Origin of the sequence: Streptomyces sp. NPDC004266, assembly GCF_042874095.1 — a bacterium.
Taxonomy (GTDB): domain Bacteria; phylum Actinomycetota; class Actinomycetes; order Streptomycetales; family Streptomycetaceae; genus Streptomyces.
In genome coordinates, this window is the sequence record NZ_JBIAMM010000013.1 from 222336 (window position 1) to 240767 (window position 18432).

General features: G+C 74.1%; 15 protein-coding genes and 1 pseudogene. 10 read left to right on the top strand and 6 right to left on the bottom strand.

Features of this window, described 5'->3' with window-relative positions:
- Window positions 1-92 precede the first annotated feature (92 nt).
- Window positions 93-2177, top strand: a complete 2085-nt coding sequence (locus ACFYUZ_RS28720; protein WP_389314005.1) for a SpoIIE family protein phosphatase — start codon at window positions 93-95, stop codon at window positions 2175-2177.
- 10 nt (window positions 2178-2187) lie between these two features.
- The gene (locus tag ACFYUZ_RS28725) at window positions 2188-3216 is read left to right on the top strand and encodes a PHP domain-containing protein (RefSeq protein WP_389314007.1); all 1029 of its coding nucleotides are present in this window, start codon (window positions 2188-2190) and stop codon (window positions 3214-3216) included.
- Between the two features lie 38 nt (window positions 3217-3254).
- Here ACFYUZ_RS28725 and ACFYUZ_RS28730 read toward each other — a convergent pair whose 3' ends face one another.
- Window positions 3255-4652 carry an NADP-dependent succinic semialdehyde dehydrogenase gene (locus tag ACFYUZ_RS28730; protein ID WP_389314009.1) on the bottom strand — a complete coding sequence of 466 codons (1398 nt, stop codon included), beginning with the start codon at window positions 4650-4652 and terminating at the stop codon, window positions 3255-3257.
- A gap of 199 nt (window positions 4653-4851) precedes the next feature.
- Between ACFYUZ_RS28730 and ACFYUZ_RS28735 the strand changes: the two genes are divergently transcribed.
- On the top strand, window positions 4852-5340 hold the full coding sequence (locus ACFYUZ_RS28735; protein ID WP_389314011.1) for a VOC family protein: 489 nt from the start codon (window positions 4852-4854) through the stop codon (window positions 5338-5340).
- Window positions 5341-5543: 203 nt separating this feature from the next.
- Entirely contained in the window at window positions 5544-6278 is a 735-nt protein-coding gene (locus ACFYUZ_RS28740) for an alpha/beta hydrolase (RefSeq protein WP_389314013.1), read from the top strand.
- Between the two features lie 66 nt (window positions 6279-6344).
- On the opposite strand, the gene ACFYUZ_RS28745 is transcribed toward ACFYUZ_RS28740, so the two are convergent.
- From ACFYUZ_RS28745 to ACFYUZ_RS28755, 3 genes are all read right to left on the bottom strand, one after another.
- A complete protein-coding gene (locus ACFYUZ_RS28745) occupies window positions 6345-6764 on the bottom strand; it encodes an SRPBCC family protein (RefSeq protein ID WP_389314015.1) in 420 nt (139 codons plus the stop codon).
- Window positions 6765-6805: 41 nt separating this feature from the next.
- Window positions 6806-7816 carry an aldo/keto reductase gene (locus tag ACFYUZ_RS28750; protein WP_389314017.1) on the bottom strand — a complete coding sequence of 337 codons (1011 nt, stop codon included), beginning with the start codon at window positions 7814-7816 and terminating at the stop codon, window positions 6806-6808.
- 212 nt (window positions 7817-8028) lie between these two features.
- A complete protein-coding gene (locus ACFYUZ_RS28755) occupies window positions 8029-8715 on the bottom strand; it encodes a ThuA domain-containing protein (protein ID WP_389314019.1) in 687 nt (228 codons plus the stop codon).
- Window positions 8716-8827: 112 nt separating this feature from the next.
- Between ACFYUZ_RS28755 and ACFYUZ_RS28760 the strand changes: the two are divergent.
- A pseudogene (locus tag ACFYUZ_RS28760) lies at window positions 8828-9082 on the top strand (DUF3626 domain-containing protein); the annotation flags it as partial.
- 281 nt (window positions 9083-9363) lie between these two features.
- The gene (locus ACFYUZ_RS28765; RefSeq protein ID WP_389314021.1) at window positions 9364-10170 is read left to right on the top strand and encodes a class II aldolase/adducin family protein; all 807 of its coding nucleotides are present in this window, start codon (window positions 9364-9366) and stop codon (window positions 10168-10170) included.
- Here the strand turns inward: ACFYUZ_RS28765 and ACFYUZ_RS28770 are convergent.
- Window positions 10134-10802, bottom strand: a complete 669-nt coding sequence (locus tag ACFYUZ_RS28770) for a TetR/AcrR family transcriptional regulator (protein WP_389314023.1) — start codon at window positions 10800-10802, stop codon at window positions 10134-10136. The two genes, ACFYUZ_RS28765 and ACFYUZ_RS28770, sit on opposite strands and share 37 nt — an antisense overlap.
- Window positions 10803-10902: 100 nt before the next feature.
- On the opposite strand from ACFYUZ_RS28770, the gene ACFYUZ_RS28775 reads away from it, so the two are divergent.
- From ACFYUZ_RS28775 to ACFYUZ_RS28785, 3 genes are read left to right on the top strand one after another with little or no spacing between them, the layout of a single operon-like run.
- Window positions 10903-13545, top strand: a complete 2643-nt coding sequence (locus ACFYUZ_RS28775; protein WP_389314025.1) for an FHA domain-containing protein — start codon at window positions 10903-10905, stop codon at window positions 13543-13545.
- 33 nt (window positions 13546-13578) lie between these two features.
- Window positions 13579-14244, top strand: coding sequence for a hypothetical protein (locus ACFYUZ_RS28780; RefSeq protein WP_389314027.1), 666 nt, complete (start codon window positions 13579-13581; stop codon window positions 14242-14244).
- Entirely contained in the window at window positions 14244-15260 is a 1017-nt protein-coding gene (locus ACFYUZ_RS28785; RefSeq protein WP_389314029.1) for a serine/threonine-protein kinase, read from the top strand. Before ACFYUZ_RS28780 ends, ACFYUZ_RS28785 begins: the two co-directional genes overlap by 1 nt.
- Window positions 15261-15338: 78 nt before the next feature.
- On the opposite strand, the gene ACFYUZ_RS28790 is transcribed toward ACFYUZ_RS28785, so the two are convergent.
- Window positions 15339-16658 (bottom strand): streptophobe family protein, encoded by a 1320-nt coding sequence (locus tag ACFYUZ_RS28790; protein WP_389314031.1) that lies wholly within the window; start codon window positions 16656-16658, stop codon window positions 15339-15341.
- Between the two features lie 85 nt (window positions 16659-16743).
- Between ACFYUZ_RS28790 and ACFYUZ_RS28795 the strand changes: the two genes are divergently transcribed.
- Window positions 16744-18123, top strand: coding sequence for a DUF6777 domain-containing protein (locus tag ACFYUZ_RS28795; RefSeq protein ID WP_389314033.1), 1380 nt, complete (start codon window positions 16744-16746; stop codon window positions 18121-18123).
- The last annotated feature ends 309 nt before the right edge of the window (window positions 18124-18432 follow it).

Sequence of the window (18432 nt, forward strand, 5' to 3'; positions counted from 1 at the left end):
GGCCCTGTCCGGTCCGTTTCGTCGCGGCGAACTCGCGCCACGCCGTGTCGCCGCCATGGCGTCCGCGGGGTGCGGGTTCGACAATGGGGAGGATGACCGATGACGACCGGCGTACGCGCAGTGGCGAGATCGGGCCCGCCGAGTGGCTCGCCATGAACCGGACCGGCAGCTTCGACTGGGATCTCGACAGGGGCACCATCGATGTCGACAAGTCCGGGCTGCTGATCTTCGGCGTGGCCCCGGACGCCTTCGACGGACGACCGGGGTCGATCGTGACGCGCCTGGCGCCCGACGAGCAGGTCAAGCTGGAGGACGTCGTACGGCAGGCCGTACGCGGCGGCGCGGTCTCGTACACCGCGCACTTCCCCATCCCGCAGGCCGACGGGTCACCCCACTGGACGCACGTGCAGGCGAGGATCCTGCGCTCGCCGGACGGCCGTGCCCGGCGGATCGTCGGCATCGTGCGGGACACGACCGCCGAGGTCGCGCACTTCGCCTTCGTGCAGGAGCTGGAGAAGCGGCGCGAGGTCCAGACGAACATCGTCGAGCGGACGACGAACGCCTTGTCGCGCGCGGTGACCGTGGACGACGTGACCGCCGCCCTGACCGGCCCCGGCGGCCTCGCCCGGCTCGGCGCGGACGGCCTCGCCCTCGGCCTCGTCGAGAACGGCTCGCTCAACATCATCGCGCTCAGCGGGGAGTCCCTCGACGTCCTCAACGACTTCCGCGGCCGTCGCCTCGACCGGAAACTGCCGCTGGCCGAGGCGGTGCTGAGCGGGCGGCCCCGGTTCGTCTCCTCGTTCCCTTCGCTGGGACGGGACTTCCCCGAGCTCGCCCCCTACCTGCCGCACCTGGAGTTCCGGGCCGCCTGCTACCTCCCGCTGGTGGCGCAGGCGCGTTCGCTCGGCGGCATGGCCCTCTTCTACCGGGGCCGCACCTCCTTCAACGCCGACGAGCGCAACCTCGCGCTGGGACTCGCGGCGATCGTCGCCCAGTCGCTCCAGCGGGCGATCCTCTTCGACGAGGAGCGGGAGTTGGCCACCGGTCTCCAGGCGACGATGCTGCCGCGCCGGATCCCGCAGTTCACCGGCGGCGACATCGCCGTCCGCTACCACGCGGCGTGGAGCGGGCGGCAGGTCGGCGGCGACTGGTACGACGTGATCCCGCTGCCGCGCGGCCGGGTCGGGATCGTTGTCGGCGACGTCCAGGGCCACGACACGCACGCCGCCGCCATCATGGGCCAGTTGCGGATCGCCCTGCGCGCGTACGCCGGAGAGGGGCACGCCCCGTCGACCGTCCTCGCCCGGGCCTCCCGGTTCCTGGCCGAGCTGGACACCAACCGCTTCGCGACCTGCACGTACGCGCAGGTGGACCTGGCGAGCGGCGCCCTGCGCGCCGTACGGGCCGGGCACCTGGGCCCGTTGATCCGGCACACCGACGGCCGGGTCGGGCAGCCGAAGCTGCGGGGCGGGCTCCCGCTGGGTCTCGCGACCGTGTTCGGCGACGAGGAGTTCCCCGAGACCCGGCTCGACCTCGTGCCCGGCGAGACGCTGGTGCTCTGCACGGACGGGCTCGTCGAACAGCCCGGCTCGGACATCGAGTCCGGTCTCGCCGCGCTCTCGGGCGCGATCGCCAGCGGTCCGCCGCAGGCGGAGGCGCTCGCCGACCACCTCTCCGAGCGCCTCTGGGAGCGGTGGGGCTCGGGCGACGACGTGGCGCTCCTCGTGCTGCGGCGCAGCCCGGACCCGGGCACGCCCCGGGCGCCGCGCATCCACCAGTACATCCACCAGGCCGACCCGCAGGGCCTCTCGGACGCGCGGGCGGCCGTCGGGCAGGCGCTCCGCGACTGGGGCATGCCGGAACTCGCCGACGACGCCGAGCTGTTGACGGGCGAACTGCTCGTGAACGTCCTGCTGCACACCGAGGGCGGAGCGGTGCTGACGCTGGAGGTGCTGCCCGAGCCGGTGCGGCGGGTGCGGCTCTCGGTGCAGGACCGGTCGAGCGCCTGGCCCCGGCGGCGGACCCCCGGCGAGGCCGCCACCTCGGGCCGGGGGCTGCTCCTGCTGGACGCGCTGGCCTCCCGGTGGGGCGTGGAGCCGCGCGGCGAGGGCAAGGCGGTGTGGTGCGAGATCGGGCCCGCGCCGGTGGCCGTCGAATCCGCCCCCGGCGGTGGGTGAGGAGGCCGCCGTGGACCCCGTCGCCGCGCTGGACCGCATCGCGTTCCTGCTGGAGCGCGCCCAGGCGCCGGGCTACCGGGCGCGCGCCTTCCGGACCGCCGCCACGGCCGTCGCGGCCCTGCCGGAGGGCGAGGCGGCCCGGCGGGCCGCCGCCGGCACCCTGGAGTCGCTGAAGGGCGTCGGGCCGAAGACGGCGGCGGTGGTGCGCGAGGCCCTGGAGGGCCGGGTGCCGGAGTATCTGGCGCGCCTGGAGGAGGAGTCGGAAGCCTCAGCGGGTCCGGCGGAGGGGGACGGCCGCGCGGGTGAGGCGCTGCGGGCGGCCCTGCGCGGTGACTGCCATCTGCACTCGGACTGGTCCGACGGCGGCGCCGGCATCGAGGTCATGGGACGGACGGCGGCGGCGATCGGACACGAGTGGGCGGTCCTCACCGACCACTCGCCGCGCCTCACGGTGGCGCGGGGGCTGTCGCCCGAGCGCCTGCGGCGGCAACTGGACGTGGTGGCGCGGCTCAACGAGGAGTGGGCGCCGTTCCGCCTCCTCACCGGGATCGAGTGCGACATCCTGGACGACGGTTCGCTCGACCAGGAACCGGAGCTGCTCGACCGGCTCGACCTGGTCGTCGGCTCGGTCCATTCGAAGCTCCGGATGGACGCCCGGTCGATGACCCGCCGCCTCGAACGTGCCGTGCGGGACCCGCTGATGGACGTGCTCGGTCACTGCACGGGGCGCCTGGTGGCGGGCGGGCGGCTGCGGCCCGAGTCCGAGTTCGACGCGGAGCGCGTCTTCGCCGCCTGTGCCGAGTCGGGCACGGCGGTGGAGGTCAACAGCCGCCCGGAGCGCCTCGATCCGCCGCGCCTGCTGCTGCGGACGGCGGTCGCGGCGGGCACGTACTTCGCCGTCGACACGGACGCCCACGCGCCCGGACAGCTGGAGTGGCAGATCCTGGGCTGCGCGCGGGCCGAGGAGTGCGGGGTCCCGCCGGAGCGGGTGATCAACACCTGGCCGGCGGAGCGCCTGTTGGAGTGGGCGCGGGGCTGAGGCGCCGGCGGGCCGGAGGGGGCCGGCTCCCCCGGGCGTCAGGCGCGCTGCCAGACCGTGGTCGCGTTGCAGAACTCGCGGATGCCGTGGCCGGAGAGTTCCCGTCCGTACCCCGAGCGCTTGACCCCTCCGAAGGGGAGCGCCGGGTGCGAGGCCGTCATGCCGTTGACGAAGACGCCGCCCGCCTCCAGGTCGCGGACGAAGAACGCGACGTCCTCCTGGGAGCGCGTCCAGACGTTGGAACTGAGGCCGAACGGGGAGTCGTTGGCGACGGCCACGGCCTCCTCGACGTCACGGACCGGGTAGACCGTGGCGACCGGGCCGAAGGCCTCCTCGTGGTGGATCCGCATCTCCGGTGTGATGCCGGTGAGGACGGTGGGCCGGTAGTACCAGCCGTTCCGGAGCGCCGGCTCCTCCGGGCGCTGTCCGCCGCAGAGGACGGTGGCGCCCCGCTCGACGGCGTCGTCGACGAGCGCCTCCAGGTCGGCCCGGCCCTGCTCGGTGGCGAGGGGGCCGACGTCGGTGGACTCGTCGAGGGGGTCGCCGACGGTGAGGGCGTTCATGGCGGCGGTGAAGCGCTCCGAGAAGTCGTCGTACACGTCGTGGTGGACGATGAACCGTTTGGCGGCGATGCAGGACTGTCCGTTGTTCTGCACGCGCGCGGTGACGGCGGTCTTCACGGCTCCGACGATGTCGGCGGAGGGCATGACGATGTACGGGTCGCTGCCGCCGAGCTCCAGGACGGTCTTCTTCACCTCGCCGCCCGCGATGGCGGCGACGGACCGGCCGGCCGGTTCGCTGCCGGTGAGGGTGGCGGCCACCACCCGGGGGTCCCGGAGGACGCCCTCGACCTCGCGGGAGCCGATGAGGAGGGTCTGGAAGCAGCCGTCGGGATATCCGGCGCGGCGGAAGAGGTCGCCCAGGTAGAGCGCGGTCCTCGGCACGTTGGAGGCGTGTTTGAGCAGGCCGGTGTTGCCCGCCATGAGCGCGGGCGCGGCGAAGCGGATCACCTGCCAGAGCGGGAAGTTCCACGGCATGACGGCGAGGATCGGGCCGAGGGGCCGGTAGTGGACCCGGGCCACGTCGGCGCCCGAGTCCTGGACGTCGCTCTCGGCCGGGTGCTCGTCGGCGAGCAGCTCCTCCGCGTGCTTGGCGTACCAGCGCATGGCCTTCGCGCACTTGGCGGCCTCCGCGCGGGCGGCGGCGATCGGCTTGCCCATCTCGGTGGTCATGGTGCGGGCGATGTCCTCGGTGTCCTCGTCGAGGAGGGTCGCGGCGGCGCGCATGAGCCGGGAGCGTTCGGCGAAGGGGGTCGTACGGTACTGGCGGTACGCCTCGTGCGCGGCGGAGATGCGCCGCTCGACCTCCTCGGGCCCGTGGGCCTCGTAGGTGCGCAGCGTCTCACCCGTCGCGGGGTTCACGGTGGCGATGCCCATGACGTGCCTCCTCCTGCCATCGACCCCCGTCCGTAACCTTCCCCTCCCCGGGCGTCGGCGCAACAGGGGCGGGGCGGTGGGGTGACCCGCCGCCCGACCGGGCGGAGCGGGACCGGCTCCAGGGATGCGCAATCCGGAGTATTCGGGAGGATGGGCACAGAAGCATCCACACGGAGCTCACGAACGAGAGGCATTCGTCATGGCTGTTTCCAGCACTCCGATCGGGCTCACCCGGGGCGCGCACGTCGGGATCTCGGTCTCGGACCTGGATGTGGCGATCGATTTCTACCAGGCCCTGACGGGGCGGCCGCCCGTCGCCCAGGGGGCCATGCACAGTGTGCCCTTCGGCAAGTCGCAGGGGCTGTCCGACGCGAATCTGCGGTACGCCACGATCAACATCGACGGCCTCGGCATCGACCTGATCGAGTTCCAGGACCCGGTGGGCTGGCGGACGAACGGAGCGGCGAACCGGCCCGGATCCATGCACCTGTGCTTCAAGGTCGACGACTTCGACGCCGTGTACAAGCGCATGAAGGAGGCCGGCTACGACTTCCTCGGCGACGACTACACGTTCCTCGCGGGCGAGGTCACCCCGGACGCGGCCCTCGGTACCAGGGTGGCCTATTTCAACGACCCCGACGGGACCAACCTGGAGATCATCGAGCCCAAGGGCGGGTTCGCCAACTAGCCGGTCCGAAGGACGGGCCCCGGGACCGGGAAACCCGTTGGCGGCCCGCGGCGGCCGCTGCTACCTTCCTGGAGGCCGTGCGAGAGAACGAGGAGGTGGTACCCGTGAACGCAGTATCGACATGGGTGCTCTCCTCCGGGTCCACGGTCGGGCGATAGGTCGTCCGGGAGCGCCGTTCCAGAGCCCTCCCGAAAGGCACGACCATGCGATTCACCTCCGAGCGACGCCTCGACGACGGCGTCCTCGAACGCGAATTCACCCTCGGCGAGATCCCCGGCCTCCTGTGGACGCCCCCTTCCGCGTCCGCGCCGGCGCCGCTGATCCTGCTGGGCCACCCTCCGCTCGGACTGCGCACGATGTACCCGCGACTGGTGGACCGGGCCCGGAGCGCCGCGGCGGACGGCTTCGCCGCGGCCACCATCGAGCTCCCCGGCAGCGGCGACCGGCCCCGTCGGGCCGCCGCCGAGCAGGCCCGCGCCGACATGCGCCGGGCCGTGGAAGCCGGCGAGCCGGTCGGCGACGAGATCATCGACGCCCTCGTCCTCCCGCTCGTCGACAGAGCGGTCCCGGAATGGCAGACCGCCCTGGACGCCCTTCTGGCGCTGCCCGAGATCGGCGGCCCGGTCGGGTACTCGGGAGGGATCATCTCCGTCGGCGTCCGCCTCGCGGTGGTCGAGCCGCGCGTGGTGGCCGCCGGACTCTTCGCCGGGAGCTTCGTGCCCCGCGCGACCCTCGAGGAGGCCCGCCGGGTCACCGTTCCGCTGCACGTCCTGCTGCAGTGGGACGACGAGGGGAACGACCGGCAGGCGTCCCTGGACCTGTTCGACGCCTTCGGCTCCGCGGAGAAGACCCTCCACGCCACCATGGGCGGGCACACCGGCGTCCCCCGGTTCGCGGGGGACGCCGCGGCCCGGTTCTTCGCCCGGCACCTGAAGTGAGGCCGGGCCGCCGGGCCGGCCGCGCGCGTCGCGCGTGCCCGGCCCGGCGGCCCGCTGCGGGTGACGTCAGGCGGAGAGGGTCCGGTGGAGGGCGTCGAGGCCGTCGGCGTAGATGCCGGTGAAGAGGTCGACGACGTCCTGCTCGGTGGCGCCTTCGGGGGCGAAGCGGCCGGACCACTGGACCTCGGCGAGGTCGTCGCGGCCGGGGACGGGGTGGACCCGGAGGGTGGAGAGGTAGCCGGTGACGGGGAACGGCGCCTGGAGGATGGCGTAGCTGTAGTGGCGCTCGGCCTCGTTGAAGTCGACGAGGCGCTCGACGATGACGTCGCCGTCGGGGTTGGTCAGACGGCGGACCCGGCCGCCTTCGAGCGCGGTGCTCTCGGGGATGTAGGGAAGCCAGTCCGGGAGGGCGTCGAAGCCGCCGATGAGGTTCCAGACCCGCTGGGGGGAGGCGGGAACGACGCGGGAGACGGACGTGGAAGCCATGGTGGTGCTCCTGCTGCGGTGGGGGGGTGCGGGGGCGGGGGTCAGGCGTTGTTCGGGAGCGGGGCGGCCGGGCTGACCAGTCCGGCGGCGCGCAGGTCGGTCCAGAACGCGGCCGGGACGGTCTCGTTCAGGGCGGCGGTGTCCTCGGCGATGCGGCCGGGGCGGGTGGCGCCGGGGATGACGGCGGCGGACGCCGGGTGGGCGAGGGAGAACTGCAGCGCGGCGGCCTTGATGCTCACGTCGTGCTTCTCGGCCAGCGCCTTCAGCTTCCCGACGCGCTCGATGATCTCGGCCGGGGCCTGCTGGTACTCGAAGTGGGTGCCGCCGGCGAGGATGCCGGAGCTGTAGGGGCCGCCGACGACCATGTCGACGCCCTGCTCCTGGGCCATGGGCAGCAGGCGGGTCAGGGCGTGCTGGTGGTCGAGGAGGGTGTAGCGGCCGGCGAGGAGGAAGCCGTCGGGCTTCGGCTCGTCGAGGGCGAGGGTCAGCTCGATGGGCTCGGTCTTGTTGACGCCCAGGCCCCAGGCCTTGATGACGCCCTCGTCGCGCAGCCGGGACAGGACGCGGAAGGCGCCGGTGCGGGCCTCCTCGAACTTGCCCAGCCAGGCGTCGCCGTGGAAGTCCTGGGCGATGTCGTGGACCCAGACGATGTCGAGGCGGTCGGTGTTCAGGCGCTCGAGGCTGCCCTCGATGGAGCGTTCGGTGGCCTCGGCGGTCCACTCGTGGACGATCCTGTTGGGGTTGCCGTGCTCGAACAGGCCGCCCTTCTCGCCGAAGTCGGGCACGTCCGTCTCGTGCTCGTCGAGGATGACGCGGCCGACCTTGGTCGACAGGACGTACTCGTCGCGGGGCTTGCCGGCGAGGACCTCGCCGAGCCGCTCCTCGGCCAGGCCGGCGCCGTAGAAGGGGGCGGTGTCGTAGAAGCGGATGCCGTGGTCCCAGGCGGCCTCGACGGTGGCGCGGGCCTCCGCGTCGGGGATGGCCCGGAACATGTTGCCGAGCGGGGCGGTGCCGAAGCCGAGACGGCCGGGAAGGATGGCCTTGAGCGACATGGGGAGTGCCTTTGCGAGATGTGGGGGGCGGGGGACGGGCCGGTGGGACGGGTCCCGTCGATGAGCGCCGCATATACATGCAAGCGCGCCTTACACGTGAAGACAATACTTGCACACGCCTACTAATGCAAGAAGGGTGCCCTCCGGTCCCCCCTCCGCGACCCACAGGTCCCCGCCGACCCCGGGCGGCACGGGGCGGCGGCGCGTCACGTCTAGGGGGCCACCGGGGCGCGGTCGGCCGTCAGCCAGGCCAGGGCTCCCCCGAGGTGGGCCCGGAAGACGGGGTCGCCGTAGGCCTCCGGCGCGTGCCCCAGGGCGGTGAAGAAGACGCGCCCCCGGTCGATCTCCCGGCACCAGGCCAGCGGGTGGTCGGCGCCGTGGGTGCCGCCCCGGTAGGCGGTCTCGTCCGCCCGGGCCAGGATCCGCACGGAACGTCCGGAAGTCCGGGGGTTCGAGGTGAAGTTGTACCACTCGTCCGTCCAGTCCCAGCGCTCCGGAAGCGGGCCGGTCGCCGGGTGTTCCCGGTCGTCGACGAGCACCGCGCCCGGCTGGATCTCCGGGTGTCCGTCGAAGCGGGTGCCGAGCAGTTCGCCGTAGAAGGGCCAGTCGGGTTCGGCGTTGGCGGCCGCGTGGACGGCGAGGAGGGAGCCGCCGCCCCGGAGGTACGCCTCGAAGGCGGTACGCCCCTGGGACGTGAGGACGTTCCCCGTCGTGGAGAGGAGGACGACGACCGCGCACTCCGCCAGCCGCTCCGGGGCGAAGGCCTCCGGGTCCTCGGTGACCTCGGCCGCCCGGCCGAGGCCGGCCGCCAGCTCGACGAGGGCGACGGCGCCTGCGGGGATCGAGTCGTGGCGGTATCCCGCCGTGCGGGTGTAGACGAGGACGTCGGCGGTGGTCACGCGAAGGGCTCCAGGGCAGGTACGGGAGGGGTGTCCGACAGGGAGGGGGAAAGCGCTTTCCCCCTTCCCGTGACCGTAGTCATCGAAAACCGCGGGCCGCAACCCCTCCCGCTCCCGGTTCGCCACCGGCACCAGCAACGGCGGCCTCACCGCCCGCCCCGGCGGGGACCGGCGGCGCCGGGAGAGCCGCATCTTCGGCGGGGCGTACGACACGGCCCCGGCGGAGACGCGTCCGGTCTACGGCGCGCTCGACTTCCGCCGCCGCCCCTTCGGCGCCGCGCCCCGCTTCGGCTCCGCCCATCTGCGGCTCACGGCGTCCGCCGCGGAGCGCGCGGGCTTCTGCCACCCCGACGGCCGGCTCGACCCGCGGATCGCGCAGGAGGCGGCGGGGTCGGGTCGGTACGACCCGCGGGACGTGAAGAGGGTCTGGCGCTGCCTGGCCCGCTTCGGAGCCCCGACGAGCCGAACGGGGCCCGGTCCGGACCCGCACGCCGAGTTCCCGGGCCGCACGCCGGGACGGCGCCCGGTCCGGCCACCGGCTGAGCCGTACGCCACACCGGATCCCGATGCATTGGCGTATCGGATACATCTCTGTATCTTTTGGCGCGCCGTGCACCACCCACGCGTCCCGCTCACCGAGGAGTCGCCATGAGCACCGTGCCGCCCGCGATCGCCGCCGCCGTCGGACCCCTGCCCGAGGGGGCCGTCGTCCCGCTGCCGCCCGCCTTCGAGTCCGTCGAGGAGGAGCGCACGTACCGCAAGGAACAGCTCGCCGCCGGCTTCCGGATCTTCGGGAGGTTCGGCTTCTCCGAGGGCGTCGCCGGACACATCACGGTCCGCGACCCGGGCGACCCGAACGCCTTCTGGGTCAACCCCTTCGGCATGAGCTTCACCCAGATCAAGGCCTCGGACCTGATCCTGGTCGACCACGAGGGGAACGTCCTCGAAGGGCGCCGGCCCGTGAACCGGGCCGCGTTCGTCATCCACTCCCGGGTCCACGCCGCCCGTCCCGACGCGATCGCCGCCGCGCACTCGCACTCCCTGCACGGCAAGGCCTTCTCCAGCCTCGGCATCCCGCTCGACCCGATCACCCAGGACGCCTGCGCGTTCTTCGAGGACCACGGGATCTACGACGACTACCGGGGCGTCGTGAACGAGACCGAGGAGGGCGAGCGGGTCGCCAAGGCCCTCGGCGGCCACAAGGCGGTCATCCTCAAGAACCACGGGCTGCTCACCGTCGGCCACTCCGTCGCCGAGGCCGTGTGGTGGTTCGTCACCATGGAGCGCTCCTGTCAGGCGCAGCTCCTCGCGATGGCGGCGGGCACCCCGCAGCTCATCGACCGCGAGACGGCCCTCCTCACCCGGGGGCAGATCGGCGGGCACCTGGCCGGATGGTTCCAGGCGCGCCCCCTGTGGGATCAGATCACCGCGTCCGACCCCGACCTCTTCGACTGACTCCCGGGCCGGTCGGAGGGAGCGGGGAGCTCCCGCGTCGTCGCCTCCAGGAGCGGGACGAGGAACTGCCGTTCCAGGGTGCCGGGCGGCAGCTCGGCCGGCTCCACGTAGCTCTGCGCGAGAGCGCCCTCGCGCAGGGCGATGAGAAGGCGGGCGAACCGGTCGGCGGTCACGGTCAGTTCGCGTCCGGCGCGGCGCAGCACGAGGGTGAGGCCGCGGGCGATCTCGGCCCGCAGCCGCTCGTCGTGGCGCGCGAGCACCCAGGCGGCCTGGGGGTCGCGGATGGCGTGCAGGGTGAACTCGGTGGTGACGAGGTACCACTCCCGCTCGTCCGGTTCGACGCGGGCGGCGAGCTCCGCGAGCCGGGGCAGGGTGTACTCCTCGGGCGCCAGCGCGTCGATGGACTCGGCGAGGCGCCGTACGGTCCGCTCGCTGTGCTCGTCGAAGAGGGCGAGGAAGAGCTCTTCCTTGCTCGCGAAGTTCGAGTAGTACGCGCCCCGCGTGTAACCGGCGCGCTCGCAGATCTGCTCGATCGTCGTGGCGTGGAAGCCGTGCTCGGCGAAGGTCTCCAGTGCTGCCTTCAGGAGCGCCGCGCGGGTGCGGGGCCGCCGCCTGGTGACACCTTTCGGCACGGGTGCGTCCTCCTCGGTCGGGCCGCTCGCGCGGCGGACGCCCACCTTACCGGCGCCTCCTTCCCGGGCGGCGATCAGCGGCGGCGGATAAAATTCACGCATGGCAGAGCGGCCCGCCGTGCCCCCCGCACCCGATCTGATCCTCGAGATCGACGGGGACGCGACGCTCATGAACCCGAGGCGCGTCTATCGCATCGGGCGCGACCCCACCAGCGACATCGTGCTCGCGGACGCCCGGGCGTCCTGGCACCACGCGGTGCTCAGCGCCGTGGGCGGCCACTGGACCCTGGCGGACGAGGGCAGTACGAACGGCACGTTCGCGGACGGCCTGCGGGTCGCCCGGACGCGGGAGGTCGGTCCCGGGACGGTCGTGCGGTTCGGGCATCCGGCCGACGGACCGCGCGCGGTGCTCTCGACCGGCGCCCCGGCCCGGCCGGCGGGGTCCCGTGACGTGTCGGCGTCCCCGCCCCCGCCCCCGCCGGAGGACGTGCGGGAGGGCCCGCCGGAGGACGTGCGGGAGGCCGCGCCGCCGCCGGAAGCCGTACGGGAGAGCCCGCCCGAGGACGCACGGGAGGCCGCGCCGCCGCCACCTCCCGAGGACGTGCGGGAGGCCGCTCCGCCGCCGGCGCCCGGGGTCGTGCCGGAGCACCGGCCCGGGGCCCCGTCCGCGCCGGTGGCCGCCCCCGAGCCCGTGCACCGGCCCGAGAGCCTCCGGCCGCCCTCCGTCTCGCATCCCGCCATGACCGGCACCTTCCGGCAGCCGACGTCCGTGCGGCCGCTGCCGGCCCACAGCATCCGGATCGGGCGCGCCCCCGACAACGACGTGGTCGTCTCCGACCTGGTCGTCTCCCGGCGGCACGCCGAGCTCCGCTCCCACCCCGACGGCACCTACTGGATCCACGACCTCGGCAGCCACAACGGCACCTTCCTCAACGGCGCCCCCGTCGTGGACGCCCGCGTGACGGCCGAGGACATCGTCGGCATCGGCCGGAGCGCGTTCTGTCTGATCGGCGGGCAGCTCGTCGAGTTCACCGACACCGGCGAGGTCTCGCTCGACGTCCGGTCGCTCGCGGTGACCGTCGACCACGGGCGCCGCACGCTCCTCGACGAGGTGTCGTTCCCGGTGGGCGAGAAGTGCCTGCTCGCGGTCGTCGGGCCGTCCGGGGCCGGCAAGTCGACGCTCCTGGGCGCGCTCACCGGTCAGCGCCCGGCCGACCGGGGCACGGTGCTCTACGACGGCCGTGACCTCTACCGGGACTACGCCGAGCTGCGCCAGCGCATCGGGCTCGTCCCGCAGGACGACATCCTGCACCTCCAGCTCACCGTCCGCCGGGCCCTCGGGTACGCCGCCGAACTGCGCTTCCCCGAGGACACCGTGGCGGCCGAACGGCAGGCCCGGGTCGACGAGGTGATCCGGGAGCTCGGGCTCGTGGAGCGCGCGGACCAGCCGATCCACAGCCTCTCCGGCGGCCAGCGCAAGCGGGTGAGCGTCGCCCTCGAACTGCTCACCAAGCCCTCCCTGCTCTTCCTGGACGAGCCGACCTCCGGGCTCGACCCGGGCATGGACCGCTCCGTGATGCACATGCTGCGCGGGCTCGCGGACGACGGGCGCACGGTCGTCGTGGTCACGCACAGCGTGCTCAGCCTCGACGTGTGCGACCGGCTGCTCGTGCTCGCGCCGGGCGGCCGGGTCGCGTACTACGGGCCGCCCGGCGACACGCTCGGCTTCTTCGGTTTCGAGCAGTGGCCGGAGGCCTTCGAGGCCTTCGAGAACGACCGGGACCGCGACTGGGCCGGGCAGTACCGGGCCTCCCGCTTCCACCGCCGGTACATCGCGGACGCGACGGCCGGCCCCGACGTGCCCGTGCCCGGCGCCCCGGCCTCCGCGGGCGGGGCCGCGGCCGGGGAGCCCGCTCCCCCGCCGAAGGCGCAGAGCTGGGGCTCCCAGCTGCGGACGCTCGTGCGCCGGTACGCGGCGGCGCTCTCCGCCGACCGGACCTTCCTCGCCATCATGATCGCGCTGCCGTTCGTGATGGGCGCGATGGCCCGGGCGCTGTCCGAGGGCAGCCTCAACCCCGAGTCGACGCTGAACGTGCTGCTCATCCTCTGCGTGGGCGGTGTCCTCACGGGCTCGGCGAACGCCGTGCGCGAGCTGGTCAAGGAGCGCTCGATCTACCGGCGCGAGAGAGCCGTCGGCCTGTCCCGCTCCGCCTATCTCGCCTCGAAGGTGGTGGTCCTCGGACTGATCACGGTCGTGCAGGCGGTGGTCCTGACGCTGGTCGCGCTGATCGGCGTACCGCTGAACGTGCCCGGCGGCAAGGGCGTCCTGATGCCGCCCCTGGTGGAGATCACCCTCGCCGTCGCGCTGCTCGCCTTCACGGCGATGATGCTCGGCCTGCTGGTCTCGGCGCTGGTCCGCAAGGAGGAGGTGACGATGCCGCTGCTCGTCCTCATCGCGATCGTGCAGGTGGTCTTCTGCGGGGCGCTCCTGAAGGTGCGCGGCACGCCCGTCCTGGAGCAGCTGGCCTGGCTCGTGCCCTCGCGATGGGCGTTCGCGGCGATGGGTGCGACGATCGACATCGGGAAGATCGCGCCGAGCGAGAAGACCGCCGATCCGCTGATGCGGCACACCGCGGAGGCGTGGCTGTTCGACATGGGCGTCCTGGTGGTGCTCTGTCTCGTCCTGGGGCTGCTCGTGGCGCGGCTGCTGCGCCGTCACGAGCCGGTCGTGATGCGGAGGTAGGCCGGTGGGCTTCCCCGCGGTGGAGGTGAGGCCGTGAGCGTCCCCGTGTCCGAGTACGACGTGCCGGACTTCCGGCCCACCCATGTGGTGCCGCGCTCCGGGCTCTCCACCTGGGAGGCGCCCGACCCGGCGCTGCCCACGGCGCCCCTCGACGCCTTCCTTCCGGTACGGCTCGTGGAGCGGACCGGCGACTGGGGGCGGGTGCTGTGCTCCAACGGCTGGACCGCGTGGGTCGACGCGCGCCTCCTCGTGAGCGTGCCCGACGACCCTCCGGCCGCGGGCGGGCCCCTCGCCAGGACCGCCGATCCCCGGCCGCTCATCGCACGCGCCGAGGACGCGCTGGGCCGCTACCGGCGGGCGGCGGAGGAGCTGGGCGCGGGCCGGCTCGACGGCGAGGGCTTCCGGCTGCGGACCCGCGGCCTGCGGGTCGGCATGGTCGTCGACGGCGAGTCGGTGTGGCTGTACGACGCGGAGCACGAGCGCTGGGTGTACTGCGACGGCGTCGGGCTCAGCACGTACGCGGCTTCGGCGGCGCCGTCGGCCGCCCCGTCGGGGGAACCCGACGGGGAACGGGCGGGCACCGCGCCCCCGGCGCACGAGCCGACCCAGGTGGTGCTGCGCGGCGACCCCGCCGTCGCCGCCGGGCCGCCCCCCACCCAGGTGGTGGAGCGGCCCCCGGAACCGGACGGTGAGGGCTGATGGCCGGCGGGGCGCACGGGGACCCGGAGATCCCGGCGGGCCGGCCCTCGGGGCTCGTCGGCAAGGAGATCGCGGGCTACCGGGTGGAGGGCGAGATCGGGCGCGGCGGCATGGCGGTCGTGTACCGGGCACGGGACCTGCGCCTCGACCGGACGGTGGCGCTGAAGCTGCTCGCCCCGGAGCTGGCCCGCAACGACACCTTCCGCAAGCGCTTCGCGCACGAGTCGCGGGTCGCCGCCTCGATCGACCACCCGCACATCGTGCCCGTCTTCGAGGCGGGCGAGACGGAGGGCGTGCTGTACATCGCCATGCGGTACGTGGCGGGGCAGGACCTGGTGGCCCTGCTCGACCGCGAGGGGCCGCTGCCGCCGGTGAAGGCGGGCCGGATCGCGGTGCAGGTGGCCTCGGCCCTGGACGCGGCGCACGCGCACGACCTGGTGCACCGGGACGTGAAGCCCGGCAACATCCTGGTCGCCGAGGGCACCGACGGCGACCACCCGGAGCACGTCTACCTGACCGACTTCGGACTGACGAAGAAGTCGCTGTCCCTCACGGGCTTCACGACGGTGGGCGAGTTCGTCGGGACGCTGGACTACGTGGCGCCCGAGCAGATCTCCGGCAAGCCGGTGGACGGCCGGTGCGACGTCTACAGCCTGGCGTGCGTGGTCTTCGAGACCCTCGTGGGGGCGCCGCCGTTCCGCCGCGACACCGACTGGGCGGTGCTGTGGGCGCAGCAGTACGATCCGCCGCCCCCGCTCTCCGAGGTGCGGGCGGGGCTGCCCGCGGCGGCGGACGCGGTCTTCGCCAAGGCGCTGGCGAAGACCCCCGAGGAGCGGTACGGGACGTGCCTGGAGTTCGTGGCCGCCCTGCGCGCCGTCCTGACCGACGTGCCCGCCGCCGACGGCCCGGTGGTGCCCCGGGGGCCCCGCCCCCTCGGCGCGCCCCCCGCCCCGCCCGCCTGGGCGCGCCCGGTCTTCCGCGAACTGGACCCGGGCGGGGTGCGCGCCTCCTGGTGAGGACGGTGTCGGTGGGCGTTCCCGAGCGCCGGTGCCGTCTGTCGGGTGATCACCGGGGCGTCGTCCCGTGCGCCCTGGCTACGTGTCCTGGCCGACCTCGCCCCTGCGGTGGACGCGGGAGGCGAGGAGGCCTCCGAGGAAGCCGAAGACCAGGCCCCAGAGGAGTCCGAAGCCGGCCGTCTTCCAGACGTCCGGGCGCAGGACGACCTCGCCGCCGAGCGAGGCGAGGTCGCCGATGCCGAGGACCGAGAGCCCGAAGTGGGCCTCGACCAGGGTGACCGGTGCGGCGACCAGCATGGTGAGCGCGAAGGCGACGCCCAGGTGCAGGGCGTGCTGCCAGAGCGTGGTCCGGGCCGGGGAGCGGACGGCCGCCACGAAGGCGGCGGCCAGCACCAGGACGGCGGCGATGGGCAGCAGCCACCACGCGCGCGCGTCCTGTGCGGCGAGGGAGGAGAGGTCGACGGTCGAGAGGTCGGGGCTGTCGCCGCCGCCCCGCAGGACGGCGTCGAGGACCTGCGGCATGGGCAGGCCGAAGGGACCTTCCGCCTTTCCCTGCCAGGAGCCGCCGATGCCCACCCCGAGCGCGAGCCAGGTGACGTTGGGCAGGCCCAGGAGGAGGACGGCGAAGGTCTCCGCGGCGTGGCCCTTGGTGGCCGCGACGACGATCCCGATGACCAGTCCCACGACGACGTACGCGAGGAGCAGCAGGAGCATCGCGAAGGCCGCGGGCCTGACGGGTTCCTGATAGCGGACGAGCCGGGGCGGCAGCGGGGTCCTGCGGGAGACGAGGAGGGCGATGGCGAGCACGCCGAGGATCCACAGGAGCCCGTAGAAGAGCGTGGTCCCGACGTCGGTGCGGAAGCCGACGGTGGGGTTCACGGCGTCCAGGAGGTCGCCGAAGAGGTCCATGAGGGGGTCCTGGGCGTTGCCGCCGCCGAGGGTGAGGGGGAAGTCGTGGCGGGCGAGGGCCGAGATCCCCGCGAGGGCGACCAGCCAGAGCACGACGACGCCCGCCGCGCGGAGCAGGAGTTCACGGGCGCTGGTCACCGCGTGGTGGCGCAGGGGGCGCAGGAAGCAGAAACCGGTGACCAGTGCGCCCACCAGGGTGACGGTGAGCGGCATGGCGGTCAGTTCGGCCTGGGTGCCGGCGAGGGCGCCCGCGTCGCCGGAGAGTTCGACCTTGCCGCCCGAGGCCATGACGACGACCGCGGCGAGGACGGCGGTGAAGCCGCCGGGGAGGTCGGCGGCGCCGGCGGCCCACAGGCCGAGCCCGGCGACGACGGCCATCGCGGCGAACCCGGCGACCACGGCGGCCAGGGCCTGGAGGACGGCGCGGGCGTAGAGCCCGGCCGGGGGCGCGGACGACCGCGCGGAGGTGGGGAGCCGACTGCTCGTCACCCTGCCCACGCTAGTACCGGGGCCGGGGGTCCGCTTGCGGACGGAAGGGCTTCCGCTTGCGGAGGGGCACCGGTCGGCGCACACAATGGGCGCGGAACGGAAGAAAGGGAAAAAAGTGACTTCCCACCCGCCGTCCGGCCCTCCGTCGGTTCCTCCCGCAGGTCCCCCTTCGGGCCCCCTCTCGGGCCCGAGCACACGCCCGGGAAGCGCCGGTCCCCCTCCGCCGCCCGTACCGCCCCACGACGGCCCGGGCGGCGGAGGGGGCGGCGGCGGGTCCTCGGGCGGCGACGGGGCGGGAAGCGGCGGAGGAGGGCCGTCGGGCGGCGGTTCGTCCCGTGCCGGAGGCTCGGGGGGCGGCGGTCCCTGGTGGCGCTCCGTCCCGAAGGTCGCCTCGGTCACGGCCGCGCTCGTGGCGGCCGCGGCACTCGCGGTAGTCCTCACCAACCGCCCCGGCGACAAGGGCGACACGGCGGGGTCCGGCGGCGGGGAGGTATTCCTGCAGAACGCCGCCGCGACCGGCCCGGACCCGTTCACCAAGTCGACGGCCCGCACCGACGGCGGTTCCGTCCCGCCGGCCTCGCTGCCGCCCCGTACCGCCTCGGCCGTGCCCCAGATGTCGGGGGCGACGCCCGGCCTCTACGGCGGGACGCGGTCGGTGGCCAGTTGCGACGTCGAGCAGCAGGTCCGCTACCTCTCCGCCGAACCCGCGAAGAACGCCGCCTTCGCCTCGGTCGTCGGCGTCCCGGCGAACGGCGTGCCGGCGTACCTCCGCTCCCTGACCCCGCTCCAGCTCCGGGTCGACACCCGGGTGACCAACCACGGCTTCCGGAACGGCGCCGCCACCGCCTACCAGTCGGTGCTCCAGGCCGGCACGGCGGTCATGGTCGACGGTCACGGCGTGCCCCGGGTCCGCTGCGCCTGCGGCAATCCGCTGACCGGGCCCGTGGCGCAGAAGGCGCCGCGCACGACCGGCACCCCCTGGCAGGGGTACAACCCCCAGCAGGTCGTCGTGGTGGCGCCCTCGGTGACGGTCGTGAACGTCTTCGTGGTGTACGACCCCCAGGACGACGACTGGTTCGCGCGGAAGCACGGCGACACCGGCAAGCACGACAAGCCGACGCCGCCGCCTCCCCCGGTCTCCCCGTCGGCGTCCCCGTCGACCTCCCTGTCCAGTTCGTCGCCGTCGGCCTCCCCGCTGTCACCGGTGCCCTGCGTGACGGTGACGGGCGCGGAGATCCCGGCGCCGGTCGACGGGGTCACGCCGTCGCCGTGCCCCTCGACGCTCTCTCCCCCGGCGTCGTCGCCCTCCTCGCCGCCGCCACCGCCGTCCGACTCCTCCTCCTCCGGTCCGAGCGAATCGACGCCGTCGACGGAGTCGTCGAGCCCGGAGTCACCGCCGGCCTCCGACAGTTCGGCCGGCCTCACGAGCGAGCCCCCGTCGGGCGGCACACCGAGCACGACGTAGGACCTCCACGCCGTGGTGGGCAGCCCTTCCGCCAGGGCCGCCCCGTGTGCCCACCCGTCCCGCCCTGCGGGACGCTCGGCCACACGGCGGGGATACGGGGCGGGGTGCCCCGCACCGCGGCGGCGGGGCGCCGGCGGCGGAGCCAGGCTGCGAGTCGCAGGGGGCGGGCCGCCCGCTCCTCCGCGCGCCGCTGCCACATCCGCTCGTCCCGGTCGGTGAAGTGTCCGGACATCCGTCGTCTCCTTCCAGGCCACTGGAAGGGAGTCTGTAACCTTATTGGCCCCGGCAGCAGAGCCAATGAGGAGTGAT

Excerpts from the sequence above, each read along its gene's own strand:
- ACFYUZ_RS28795 (WP_389314033.1), top strand. The coding sequence starts at position 16,744 with ATGGGCGCGGAACGGAAGAAAGGGAAAAAAGTGACTTCCCACCCGCCG.
- ACFYUZ_RS28785 (WP_389314029.1), top strand. The coding sequence starts at position 14,244 with ATGGCCGGCGGGGCGCACGGGGACCCGGAGATCCCGGCGGGCCGGCCC.
- ACFYUZ_RS28775 (WP_389314025.1), top strand. The coding sequence starts at position 10,903 with ATGGCAGAGCGGCCCGCCGTGCCCCCCGCACCCGATCTGATCCTCGAG.
- ACFYUZ_RS28740 (WP_389314013.1), top strand. The coding sequence starts at position 5,544 with ATGCGATTCACCTCCGAGCGACGCCTCGACGACGGCGTCCTCGAACGC.
- ACFYUZ_RS28750 (WP_389314017.1), bottom strand. The coding sequence starts at position 7,816 with ATGTCGCTCAAGGCCATCCTTCCCGGCCGTCTCGGCTTCGGCACCGCC.
- ACFYUZ_RS28765 (WP_389314021.1), top strand. The coding sequence starts at position 9,364 with ATGAGCACCGTGCCGCCCGCGATCGCCGCCGCCGTCGGACCCCTGCCC.
- ACFYUZ_RS28735 (WP_389314011.1), top strand. The coding sequence starts at position 4,852 with ATGGCTGTTTCCAGCACTCCGATCGGGCTCACCCGGGGCGCGCACGTC.
- ACFYUZ_RS28745 (WP_389314015.1), bottom strand. The coding sequence starts at position 6,764 with ATGGCTTCCACGTCCGTCTCCCGCGTCGTTCCCGCCTCCCCCCAGCGG.
- ACFYUZ_RS28720 (WP_389314005.1), top strand. The coding sequence starts at position 93 with ATGACCGATGACGACCGGCGTACGCGCAGTGGCGAGATCGGGCCCGCC.
- ACFYUZ_RS28730 (WP_389314009.1), bottom strand. The coding sequence starts at position 4,652 with ATGGGCATCGCCACCGTGAACCCCGCGACGGGTGAGACGCTGCGCACC.